This is a genomic window from Lysinibacillus sp. FW301-JW8 (genome assembly GCF_058788755.1).
Window position 1 is genome coordinate 1 of the sequence record NZ_JBYTBB010000106.1, and the last position, 12,540, is coordinate 12,540.

Consider the following 12,540-nt stretch of genomic DNA (forward strand, 5'->3'; position numbering starts at 1 on the left):
AGAAAAGGGTATTGGCGACTATCGAGAAACGAGATTATCCATCGAGCGATAACAAATGAAAAGCTCACAAAGTGGGGTTGAAAGATATAACCCGGCTTTATGAGCTCAGATACTTAAGGGATTGAACCGCTGTATACGGAACCGTACATACGGTGGTGGTGTGCTGTGCAAAGGCACATTAGAGATGAGGGAAGACCCCTCGATAGAGATTGAATCAGGCAAATCTATCAAACAACCCTAAGCTGCTGCAATAAAGAGTTGCGGTGGTGAGCGTCTAGGGAAAAGGTTGAAACAAATCAATCATGTGAGATATACAAAGATGAACGCAAGTGAACCGCTGAAGAAGTATCGATAACGTAAAACTTTGTCAAAACTTGTTTTTCACCACTAGGCAAGGATAAGAGTAGAAGATAACCTGGAAAGCTGTCTACTTGGCAAACGGTATTAAGGTGGCATGAGTGTATATCAGGCTCTGATGTGAAACACAGGAACCTGCATCTCGATGGTAAGTGAAAAGACACAAGCCACAGAAAGGTGAGGTCGAAATAGCGAAGCGAGATGATAGGGGCGGAGATGTTCGTAGTAGTGAGGAAGTTACTGTAATGGTAATGGAGCGAAGGGACATCATCATTCAACTCGAAAGCTGAGAACAACTGGTAAAACAGGAGGATTTGATGAAAGAGAGTAAACCGTATAAGATTTCAAAACACGTTGTACTGGATGCGTTTAAAAGAGTCAAGGCAAACCGTGGAAGCGCTGGGATTGACGGTCAAGATATTAAAGTGTTTGAAGAGAACCTCAAAGAAAATCTTTATAAAATATGGAATAGAATGAGCTCGGGATGTTATTTTCCACCACCAGTAAAGTTAGTTGAAATACCGAAGAAAACAGGTGGAAAGCGGGGCTTAGGGATTCCGACTGTTAGCGACAGAGTAGCGCAAATGGTAGTTAAGATGTATTTTGAACCGAAAGTGGAGCCATTGTTTCATGAAAATTCTTATGGATACAGACCAAATAAATCTGCATTAGAAGCAATTGGACAAGCAAGAAAAATGTGTTGGAAATATGATTATGTATTAGAGCTCGACATTAAAGGACTGTTCGACAATATCGATCATGAATTACTAATGCGAGCAGTACGAAAGCATGTAAATGAACCTTGGATACTGATGTACATTGAAAGATGGCTCAAAGCGCCATTTATCAATTCAAAAGAAGAAAAGATTGAACGAAACTGTGGTACACCGCAAGGTGGTGTAATAAGTCCTGTTCTAGCGAATCTGTTTTTGCATTATGCCTTTGATACATGGATGGTTGGAACAAATCCTGAAGCACCATTTGAGCGATATGCAGATGATGCTATTATACATTGTAAGACCGAAGCAGAAGCAATGGAGATTTTAGCTAGATTAAATCAAAGGATGAAAGAGTGCAAGCTAGAACTACATCCAGAGAAAACAAAGATTATATATTGCAAGGATAAGGAAAGAGAAAAGGAATATTCTGTCACAGAGTTCGACTTTCTAGGTTATACGTTCCGTAAAACTTTTATTAAAGACCGAACAGGAAGGTTGCAATTTAATTTTCTGCCATCAGTAAGTAAAAAGTCCACAAAATCTTTCAGAGATAAAATTAAAGCAATGAGAATACATAGCTTTACAGGAAGTAAAATTGAAATAATAGCTGAAATGATAAATCCAACTATTAGAGGATGGCTAAATTATTTCATGAAATACAATCCATCAGCAGTACGGTATTCTATTGACTGTGTAAATCGAAGATTAGTTAAGTGGGCAATGTGTAAATTTAAAAGGTTCAGAGGACATAAAAAGCGTGCAAAAGATTGGCTCAATAAACTTGCAAAAAGAGAGCCCAGAATGTTTGCTCATTGGGCTCTTGGAATGTTTCCTTAATGGTTGAATGATAAGAGCCGTATGAATCGAGAGGTTCACGTACAGTTCTGTGAGAGCCTTTGGGTGAAAACCCCATTGGCTACTCGACTGAGAGGTCGACTAGTCAATTAATGGCTAGTCTCCTACTCGATTAGAAAAGTGCATCTTTTTTTGATGGTCGGCTCTCTAATAGATAGGGTGGTGAAAAGGATGACGGTTAACGAAAAGAAAGTAAAACAATCAATCAGAGGGGACCGGGAAGCACTGCTATTTTTACTGAAGCAAGAAAAAGAGAAGCTTTATAGGACTGCTTATAGTTATGTTCGGAATGAGGAGGATGCTTTAGATGTTTTCCAGCAAACAGTGCTGCTGGCGATTGAGTCCATTCATCAGCTACGAGAGCCAAAGTATTTCACGACATGGCTGATGAAAATTTGTATTAATGTATCGCTTGGTGTACTTCAAAAACAAAAGAAAGTGATTTTAATTGATGAGTTAAAATTTCAATCTCTCTCTACTGAAATCGCAACATCTGATGAAAAGATGGACTTACTTGATGCTATTTATCGATTAGATGAAAAATATAAAACGGTTCTACTCTTAAAATATTATGAGGATTTGACTTTCGAACAAATAGCAGAGGTACTTGGCGAACCTCTTGGTACAGTGAAATCGAACGGCAAAAGAGCGTTAGCGAAAATTAAAAAGACATTGAAGGGAGTGTACATAGATGAACGAACAAAACCGATTTAAAGAGGCTATGAATGAAATTCCTGTTCCTTCTAAAGAATTAGACGCTATTTTGGCTGACGCTTTTCAACAAGAGAAGAAGCAACGGAAATTCCCTTTTAAACGAATGGTTAAATATACTGCTGCCGTGGGAATTCTATCGATTGGTCTAATTTCATCTGTTTATGTTTCACCTGCATTTGCTAACTTTGTTACACAAATTCCGGTTATTGGTCAGGCATTCGACTATTTCATTTCACAAGAAGACTACTATCAAGCATATGAGGAGATCAGTACAGATATTGGTTTAGTTGAAGAAAGCAATGGGATTGAGATAATTATTGAGCAAGCATTTTACGATGGGAGTACGGTAACTCTTTCATATGTTTTACGAGCTGAAGAGGATTTAGGTTCATTTCCGACTTTTGAGAATATGCCAACGAATATAAAGAACGCAGGCTATGAAGGGGAGTATGTGAACGGTGTTGGCTATGTTGGCATGATGACGGTATCCATGCGTGATAACCCGCAAGACAAAGTGAATATAGAGTGGAGTCCTCAAGCAATTCATTCAGGAGAAAAAGTAATGAAAGGTGACTGGCATTTTGAATTTTCTTTAAACAAACTAGAAGGAAAACAGATCGTAATTAATGAGCAAGTAAACAAAGAGGGGGTAACGGTCGAGCTAATCGATGCAGTCAAAACAGATGTTAATTTAACGATTAATTACTTACAAGATATCGATCCTGCTGTTCATGAAAGATGGAGGTATGTTGAGGCTGAGTTGAGTGCGATTGATAATTTAGGCAATAAATATGAAGTGCCGTATAATGGTGGATCTGGCACAAAGGATGGGGATTCGAGTGAAGATATCACATGGAATGCAACAATTCATGGACTGGATCCCGAGGCAACATCGATTATGTTTTATCCATTCGCTCATGTAAGTAATAGTCAAAGTGATAATAAACGAATTGATTTCGAACCTATTACGGTTGAATTAAATTAACTATTTATCCTTATTGCACTAACAGGTGCTTTGGTGTAACAAGAACTAATAATGTATACCAAATAAATACAAATAACGTTCCCAAATTAAAGTTTGAAAACGTACTAAAAAGCCATGAAAGTTGTTTGCGTTCATGGCTTTTTTATGGCACATTGTTTATGCAGTATTTTATACAACTGGTTTTAACCGTTGATCCAGCTGAGTTTTTGGTTATAGGGCGTGTGCTTCATTTTGAATAAAATCCTGTATATTCTTAGCGTTATAAATCCACATTTTTCTGAAGAGATTCCCCTCTTGATCCAAGCTTCTTTTAAATTCCCTTAAATCGACCAAAAATCTCATTAGATACATTCAATAACATACGAATATCATCTTCATCTTCTAGTGTATTTATTAAAAGGTTTAGAATCTCATTTCTATTGCTCAGTGAATCATCTTGTGCTCTTGTTTCAGGTATGAGCACACTCGCTGCATCAACCTGTAGAGCGTCTAATATTTTCGTTAATGTTTGTAAGGTAATATTTCTTTCACCACGTTCAACGTCTGATAAGTAGGGGGCTTGAAAATCGCACATCTCTGCTAATTCATCGATTGTTAGTTTTTGAGCCTTTCTTATTGCCCTAATGTTCATACCTACTCTTTTTGTTAAATTCTTTAGTTGTATAGCCAACTTTCTCTCATAACCCTCTTGTTCTATCTTCTTATGTTTTAACAATCAACTACTGCTTATAGTTACCCTTCTTATACATTATGCCTACTGGATTATCTTGAAGTCTAAACCATGAAGCAATACCAATTCTCAAACATTTTGTTTTGATATATCATTTGACATTATGGTTACTTTTTTCAACAATCTATTAAAGTAAAATTCACTATCACAACTTATTGAAGTAACGCCATCTTTAATGGATAGATAGTCCAGCTCCAAGCATTTCTTTTGCATAATGTATACTAATTTGAAGTCGTTTTTTCCATCTTAGCTAAAGTATTTATGCTAATTTTCTCATTAAAGTGATTCTTCATGTATTCTATGCGTTGTTCAATGCCATTGTTTGTACAGTAACATCAATTCTTTTTAAACCGATATTTTGGTTAAATAACTGAATTATTCTTCGGTTTAATTCCGAAGTTTAGTATTTTATACATATTTATTGTAAAATTGCTCAAGTCTAACCTGATAAGTTGTTATAATAGTTTTTTAGAAATTTATGATTTATAAATCAGATATTTTTTTGTGATAAATTATTTTATGTAATGAAGTAGAGGTGAACCATGGGTGAAGCAGGTGTTAGTAATTAAGAATGAACGGTCTTTAGCAAAGAAAATCGTAAGTGGTCTAACGAAAGAAGGCTATTTCATTTTAACACTTCACAATGAAAATAAAGGTTTGAATATAGTGTATGAGCAAGATTGGGATATTATCGTATTGGATTGGGATTCGTTAAGTATATCTGGACCGGAAATTTGCAAACAAATACGAGCCGTTAAAACAACACCAATAATCATTGTGACCGACAATGTGTCTAGCAAGGATTGCATAGCAGGGTTACAAGCAGGAGCAGATGATTATATACGAAAGCCCTTTGTGAAAGAAGAATTAGTAGCAAGGATAAAAGTCATTTTAAGAAGAGGGGACGCTATCCAGCCAATCGAAACAAATTTCTTTCGATTTAAAGATCTCTTCGTTGATACATCCCATAATATTGTGACTAAAAATGGGAAAAATTTCTTGCTTACTAAGCGAGAGTATGACCTACTTGTTTTTTTAATCAAAAATAAAAACAGAATATTGAGCCGTGAAATGCTATTGAACCAGGTCTGGGGATATGATGTAGCAGTAAATCCAAATGTAGTGGACTTATATATTGGTTATCTAAGAAAAAAGCTAAAGTGCGAGAAAAAAGATAGATATATTCATACAATACATGGAAGGGGCTATTCAATGATTGAATAGTTAATAGAAAAAATTTAGTTTGTCACAGTAATCAATATTAAAATAATCGAGAATACACGAGTAAAACTGTTTTAACCAGTTTTGCTCGTTTTTTTGTGCTATTAATCTATAACTACGAAGTTTCTGGAAAGTATGGAGGAGACTAGATCAAAAAATACTTTTCTTATCACTTTTCTATAGCTAATTTGTTCTTGTAGTAACTTTATTTATTAACTTACACCCTTCACAAGATTTTCACATAATTAATGACTATACTATTCCACAGGACGTTCAAATGAAAATGATTATCAATAACGATTATGTTGGAAAGTGAATAATACCCAATTTAATCATTAGATTTTATCATTTTCAAAATAAATTACATTATAAGGAGTATATGCATGAAAAAATTTATGTCTTTAAAATTAGTTGTCCTTATGGCTGTCTTGACTTTGATGCTAGCAGCTTGCTCAAGTTCAAGTAATGAAGGTAAGGAAGAAACAAAGTCTTCTGAAGCTAACGGAAGTGAAGAGGTTGCAAAACCAACAACGGTAGAAATTACTGATGCCCACGGAACTGTTACTGTTCCTGTCAATCCAAAAAATGTAGTTGCTTTGGATAATAGAACTTTTGAAACTTTATCTGATTGGGAGATTGAACTAGCAGCTGCTCCAAAGGATGTAATGCCTGCAGATTCACCATATGTAAAGGACGAGTCAGTTCAAAATGTTGGAAATCACCGAGAACCAAATCTTGAAATTATCGCAGCTGCAAACCCTGAACTTGTAATTATCGGTCAAAGATTTGCTGGCTATTACGAAGATATTAAAAAATTAGTGCCAAATGCAGTTGTTATAGATCTTAATGTTGATGTTTCTGAGGAAGCTTCAACGCCTGGAGAAAACTTAGTAAATGGACTTAAAAATTCTACAATTGCTTTAGGACAAATTTTTGATAAAAATGAGGAAGCTAAACAATTGGTAGCAGATTTTGATAAAGTTATCGAAAATGCTAAATCTGCTTATAATGGAACGGATAAAGTTATGAGTGTTATCGTCGCTGGCGGAGATATTGGCTTTGCAGCGCCTCATTCTGGACGTGTTTGGGGTCCAATGTATGAAATTTTTGGCTGGGTTCCTGCATTAGAAGTTGCTGATTCTACTGCTGATCATAAAGGTGATGAAGTTTCTGTTGAAGCTATTGCACAAAGCAATCCTGATTGGCTTTTCGTATTAGATCGTGATGCAGCAACTTCTGATGCAGCTACTTCAACTCCTGCTCAGGATGTTATTGCTAACGCACCTGCTCTTCAAAAAACAACTGCTGTTTCTAAAGAACAGATTATCTATGCACCAGCAGATACTTACACGAATGAATCAATTCAGACTTATATAGAGTTATTTGAAAATCTTGCAAATACTTTAGCTAAGTAGTGTAGAGGGGTATGAATAGTGCCAAAAAATATAATTTCTAGGGTTGAGAATTTTTCTCAACCCCAGTTTTATAACCACAATAAAATATGTACAAAACCTTTTATATTAACGATTATAGTTGTTATTATTTTAGGCATTATATCACTGTTTACTGGAGTTTATGATATACGTGGACAAGAGGATGGAATGGAGATGTTTTTCATAACTCGTGTTCCAAGAACAGCTGCATTAATGCTTACAGGAGCTGCAATGTCGATGGCGGGACTCGTCATGCAACTGATTACACAGAATCGCTTTGTTGAGCCTACTACAACGGGGACTATTGAATGGTCAGGATTAGGACTGCTCCTAGTTTATTTATTATTTCCTTCCCCAACTTTAGTTCAAAGAATGACTGGTGCAATCATTTTTTCTTTTATAGGAACGATGATTTTCTTTTTATTTTTAAAAAGAGTTAAACTTCGGTCGTCTTTAATTGTTCCGATTATTGGATTAATGCTTGGAGCAGTTATTTCAGCAGTGTCCACTTTTACGGGACTTCTTTTTCAAATGACACAAAGTATTGAAACTTGGTTTGTAGGTTCTTTTGCGGCAGTTCAGGTTGGAAGATATGAATATCTATGGCTAATTGTTATCGTTACATTGCTTATTTTTATCTATGCAAATAGATTGACACTTGCTGGACTAGGAGAAGATGTCGCGACAAGCCTTGGCGTTAATTACAATAGGATTGTTCTTTTGGGGACAGCCCTTATTTCTTTTGCAGTTGGAATTGTTGCAGCTGTTATTGGTAATTTACCTTTCTTGGGTTTAATTGTCCCAAATATTGTTTCAATGTTTAGAGGCGATGATCTTAGGAGTAATTTACCTTGGGTATGTCTGATAGGAATGGGGACTATAACAGCCTGTGACATCATTTCTCGTACAATTATCATGCCTTTTGAAGTACCTGTTTCTTTAATACTTGGAACAGTAGGATCGGTCGTATTTATAACTATTTTATTGAGACAAAGAAAACCAAGGAGGCTACGATGACCACATTCGAATATAGAAATAAAGATAATGTTGAAATCGATGCTAGCCTTCAGAATGAAAATAGATCAGCTAGAGCTTTTCGTTCTAAGAAGGAGGAAAGGCGCTATTGGATTATACTGATAACATTGATTGCTTTAGGCATCCTTTCTTCATATGGGCTTTTAGTTTATAACAATCCAGTTCCAATAGATTCGCCCTCATTTATCCCTGTTGTAATGAGACGAATAGTAGCGCTTGTCGCAATGATAATTGCAGCAGTTTGTCAGAGCCTGTCGACTGTTGCTTTTCAATCGATTACAAATAATAGAATTATAACTCCTTCACTGTTAGGCTTCGAATCACTTTATTCAACAATTCATACGAGTACAATATTTTTCTTTGGTGCTAGTGCATTAATAAATTTTAGTGGTATTGGATCATTTCTGTTTCAGGTTGTTGTTATGGTCTTGATGAGTTTGATTCTTTATGGATGGTTGCTTTCTGGTAAATATGGAAATTTACAATTGATGCTTTTAGTTGGGATTATTATAGGGACTGGGCTAAATTCTGTGTCAACTTTCATGAGAAGACTACTTGCGCCTTCAGAGTTTGATATTTTACAGGCGAGATTATTTGGTTCGGTTAATAATGCGGATTCTGCATATTTTCCTATCGTTATTCCACTGGTGATTATTGTAGCGATATTACTTCTTGCTCATTCTAAGAATTTGAATATATTGTCATTAGGCAAGGATGTTGCTACTACTTTTGGAGTTAAATATCAACCTAGTGTAATATATACGCTTATATTAGTTGCCATTTTAATGTCCATTTCAACGGCTTTGATTGGACCACTTACTTTCTATGGCTTTTTAGTAGCAACATTGAGCTATCAAGCGGCATCAACTTATGATCATAGATATATTTTTCCAATGGCACTAGCTATCGGTTTCTTAATCATAACGAGTGCATACTTTTTAATGTATCATGTATTCCATGCTCAAGGTGTAGTTTCAGTTATTATTGAATTATTCGGTGGAATCATATTCTTAATTGTGATTTTAAGGAAGAGGGCTTTATGATAAAAATTGAAAATGTTAAAAAGTTCTATACTGATGAGGTGAAAATTGGACCTTTGGATATTGAAATACCAAAGGCAGGCTTTACTTCTTTAATTGGACCAAATGGCGCTGGAAAATCTACGACACTTTTGATGATTGGAAGACTCTTGGATATGGAGGAAGGACAAATTCAAGTGGCAAATATGGACATTTCCGAATCCAAATCAAAAGACTTAGCAAAAATTTTAACTATATTGCGACAAGAAAATCATTTTGTAACTAGGCTTACGATTAGACAACTAGTTGGATTTGGACGCTTTCCTTATTCAAAGGGAAGATTAACTAAAGAGGATGAGGTTATTATTTCTAAATATATCGATTTTTTAGACCTAACTGAATTAGAGAATAGATATTTAGATGAACTTTCTGGTGGTCAAAGACAAAGGGCATATGTAGCGATGGTTTTGTGTCAAGAGACTGAATATGTACTTTTGGACGAGCCTCTAAACAACCTTGATGTTGCTCGTTCTGTTCAAATGATGGAGCATTTGAGACGTGCGGCTAATGAATTTGGAAGAACAATTCTTACTGTTATGCATGATATAAATTTTGCAGCCAAATATTCAGATAGAATTTGTGCTATGAAAGATGGACAAATTGCAGCTTTTGGAACAGTAGAAGAGGTTATGGACTCAAAAATTTTGACAGATATTTTTGAAACAAAAATAGAAATTATCGAAGGTCCTTATGGGCCAATCGCTGTGTATTAGTAACAAAATTTAAAGATGTATCTCCCAAAAAAATAAGTATTACACTAAAAACTGTTAGAAAAACGAATTATCTACAGTAGCTTGCGCAGATTATAACAGCTACTCTAGATGAAATGTGGGTGTAGTCTGCGTACACTACAATTAAAAGATACAGTTTCAACAAAATTATAGATGATACTCTCATTGGTTTTTATCCAACAATGGAAACAGTGGAGGGGCAAGTAATCTTACTTGTATTTGTTGGGGTGACGATTATTTAAGAGTGTAGATCACTACTGTTCATCTACACCTTATAAAGATTATATTTGTTCGTATTGATAATGAAAAAAGATGAACAAATTATTTGATTATTTGTTGACATTTTAAATGAAAATGATTATCATTATCATATGAAGTATTCCTTAACTACAATACAGTGTAGAGAGGATGAACTTTAGCTACTTTTCTCCAGAAGTTTGCTAGTTCATGATTACGAAACCTGAAACCCCCCTCATATTTCGGGAACGTGAAAATATCAGACGACTCACCTATGATAGGTAAGTCGTTTTTTAATGTCTTTGGGGCGGCTTTCTTGGTGAGTTGAATTTAATTTAATTCGTAAATTTAAAAAGGTATTATCAAATGATAAGAAGGGGTGTTTGCGACATGAAGATTGCTTGGCGTATTTTGTATAGTGCTAAACGATACTGGTTACAGCTAAGTTTGGGGCTTCTGGGTGTGGTCGTAGCTACAATATCCGGATTTTACTTGCCATGGGCGTTAAGGGAACTGACCAGTCTAGCGACGGAGGGAAGCGAGAATTTCGCTACTGAGGCACTATATGTCGGTCTTGCCTTGCTTGGAGCAACCGCCTTACAAGCGATCGGCACTTCAGCGGCTGGCTATTTGAATTATTATGCGGGTATGCACTATGTATCAGATTTGAGGACCAAACTTTACGGAAAGCTTCAGCGAATGAGTTTACGTTATTTCAATAAAAGCCGAACTGGTGATTTGACTGGTCGAGTAGTGAATGACGCGATGGAGGCGGAGATCTTTTTGGCGTATGTCATTCCCGAGTTTGTGATTAACGTATTGACCTTTATCGGCGTGGGGATTTTGCTACTAACCATCAATGTCAAGTTGGCTTTACTGAGCCTGATCACCATTCCTCTTCTTGTGGCAATTACGATTTGGCAAAGTAAACGCCTATCGCCGATGTGGAGAGAGAATGCCAAGGCACGTGGAGAAATATCGAGCAAAGTGCAGGAAAACTTGTCTGGGATTAAAGAAATCCAGATTTTCAATCGGCAACATTTAGAACAGCGGAGGATATCACAGTTATCATTAAAACAAGCGAAAACGTATTTAAAAGCACGGTTTCTCTATGAGACTTCGTATCCTTTGCTTGCCTTTGTAACAGCACTTGGGACCGTCCTAGTCATTATTGTAGGCGGTAGATTGGTAGAAACTGGGGAAATCAGCATTGCAGATATCATCGGTTTTATAGCTTACTTAGGGCTGTTTTATACCCCTGTCAAAACGTTTTCAGCATTGGTAGAAAAAGCGGGTCAAGCAAGCGCAGGGTGCAAACGGGTGTTTGAGATTTTGGATCAACAATCGGATATTCAAGAAAAGAAAGATGCTATTGTTCTACCTCGTGTAACAGGGAAAATTGAATTTCAGAATATATCTTTTGCTTATCAGGATGAGATACCTATTATAGAAAACGTTAATTTAACGATTGCTCCTGGGCAGACCATTGCTTTAGTTGGTACGACGGGTGTGGGTAAATCGACGCTGGCTAGCTTAATCAACCGATTTTATGATCCACAAGAAGGTTCGATTGAAATTGATGGCATTGCTCTTCGTGATGTAACGTTGGAAAGCCTGCGAAGCAATATCTCGATGGTACTGCAGGATACTTTTTTGTTTGATGGTACGGTATATGACAATATTGCATATGGTTGGAAAGATGCGACGACTGAACAAGTGTTGGAGGCAGCAAAAGCAGCGAATGCCCATAGTTTTATTGAACAGATGGACGATGGGTATGACACAATTATCGGTGAGCGTGGCGTCCGTCTGTCGGGAGGACAAAAACAACGTCTATCGATTGCCAGAGCGATACTGCGCAATGCCCCCATTTTGATTTTGGATGAAGCGACCTCCTCTCTGGATACGAAGACGGAGCAAGAGATTCAGGAAGCGCTAGATGAGATCGCAAAGGAGAGGACGACATTGGTGATTGCCCACCGTTTGTCCACAATTCGCTCTGCCGATAAGATTGTGGTACTTGATGGAACGGGGATTGCCGAAATCGGTACTCATGATGAATTAATCAGCCTCGGTGGAATTTATGCACACTTGCATGCCACGGGAAAAGACGAACATCCTGCAGTTAAAATGGGAGAAAGAAGGGACTGAGCCCCAAATTATTTGGAGTAGTTAAAGGTTCAAACGTTTGGTAGTGTAATTTTTACAGCACCTTAACCAATTTGTAATAAATTTTGAAACAAATAAACATTGAGCTTTTTGCTGTCTAGTTGTCAAAGAGCAGCTAAAAAAGCCCTATAAACGGTAAAATGCACCTTATCTCTTTAGTATCCGTCGTAAAAGAAAAACAATTGAATCATTCAATTGCATAGTGTTGAAAAACTAAATGGTCAAGGGACTCTTTGTGAACACTCCTAAGTCAAATGAAGGTGATTTCCGTTCCA

At 36.5% G+C, this 12,540-nt stretch carries 10 protein-coding genes; 9 read left to right on the forward strand and 1 reads right to left on the reverse strand.

All coding sequences use genetic code 11. The annotated features are described in order from the left end of the window. The first annotated feature begins 674 nt into the window (after positions 1-674). The 3 genes from ltrA to AC3WOM_RS25545 all read left to right on the forward strand — a co-directional run bounded on the left by ltrA (position 675) and on the right by AC3WOM_RS25545 (position 3,630). Positions 675-1,913: a group II intron reverse transcriptase/maturase gene (gene ltrA, locus AC3WOM_RS25535; protein WP_492448876.1), complete on the forward strand. Its 1,239-nt coding sequence runs from the start codon at positions 675-677 to the stop codon at positions 1,911-1,913. Between the two features lie 189 nt (positions 1,914-2,102). Further along, on the forward strand, positions 2,103-2,645 hold the full coding sequence (locus tag AC3WOM_RS25540; protein ID WP_427548656.1) for a sigma-70 family RNA polymerase sigma factor: 543 nt from the start codon (positions 2,103-2,105) through the stop codon (positions 2,643-2,645). Then, on the forward strand, positions 2,623-3,630 hold the full coding sequence (locus AC3WOM_RS25545) for a DUF4179 domain-containing protein (protein WP_492448877.1): 1,008 nt from the start codon (positions 2,623-2,625) through the stop codon (positions 3,628-3,630). The genes AC3WOM_RS25540 and AC3WOM_RS25545 overlap by 23 nt, the downstream gene beginning before the upstream one ends. A 310-nt stretch (positions 3,631-3,940) precedes the next feature. Here the strand turns inward: AC3WOM_RS25545 and AC3WOM_RS25550 are convergent, their stop codons facing one another. After that, positions 3,941-4,345 carry a helix-turn-helix domain-containing protein gene (locus tag AC3WOM_RS25550; RefSeq protein ID WP_492448878.1) on the reverse strand — a complete coding sequence of 135 codons (405 nt, stop codon included), beginning with the start codon at positions 4,343-4,345 and terminating at the stop codon, positions 3,941-3,943. Between the two features lie 561 nt (positions 4,346-4,906). Between AC3WOM_RS25550 and AC3WOM_RS25555 the strand changes: the two genes are divergently transcribed. The 6 genes from AC3WOM_RS25555 to AC3WOM_RS25580 all read left to right on the forward strand — a co-directional run bounded on the left by AC3WOM_RS25555 (position 4,907) and on the right by AC3WOM_RS25580 (position 12,247). After that, the gene (locus tag AC3WOM_RS25555) at positions 4,907-5,584 is read left to right on the forward strand and encodes a response regulator transcription factor (protein ID WP_492448879.1); all 678 of its coding nucleotides are present in this window, start codon (positions 4,907-4,909) and stop codon (positions 5,582-5,584) included. A gap of 380 nt (positions 5,585-5,964) precedes the next feature. Beyond that, on the forward strand, positions 5,965-6,996 hold the full coding sequence (locus tag AC3WOM_RS25560) for a siderophore ABC transporter substrate-binding protein (protein WP_492448880.1): 1,032 nt from the start codon (positions 5,965-5,967) through the stop codon (positions 6,994-6,996). A gap of 18 nt (positions 6,997-7,014) precedes the next feature. Beyond that, positions 7,015-8,031 (forward strand): ABC transporter permease, encoded by a 1,017-nt coding sequence (locus AC3WOM_RS25565; protein ID WP_492448881.1) that lies wholly within the window; start codon positions 7,015-7,017, stop codon positions 8,029-8,031. Next, entirely contained in the window at positions 8,028-9,092 is a 1,065-nt protein-coding gene (locus AC3WOM_RS25570) for an iron chelate uptake ABC transporter family permease subunit (protein ID WP_427548647.1), read from the forward strand. The genes AC3WOM_RS25565 and AC3WOM_RS25570 overlap by 4 nt, the downstream gene beginning before the upstream one ends. Further along, positions 9,089-9,841: an iron ABC transporter ATP-binding protein gene (locus tag AC3WOM_RS25575; RefSeq protein WP_427548645.1), complete on the forward strand. Its 753-nt coding sequence runs from the start codon at positions 9,089-9,091 to the stop codon at positions 9,839-9,841. Before AC3WOM_RS25570 ends, AC3WOM_RS25575 begins: the two co-directional genes overlap by 4 nt. A 645-nt stretch (positions 9,842-10,486) precedes the next feature. Then, positions 10,487-12,247, forward strand: a complete 1,761-nt coding sequence (locus AC3WOM_RS25580) for an ABC transporter ATP-binding protein (RefSeq protein ID WP_492448882.1) — start codon at positions 10,487-10,489, stop codon at positions 12,245-12,247. Positions 12,248-12,540 lie beyond the last annotated feature (293 nt).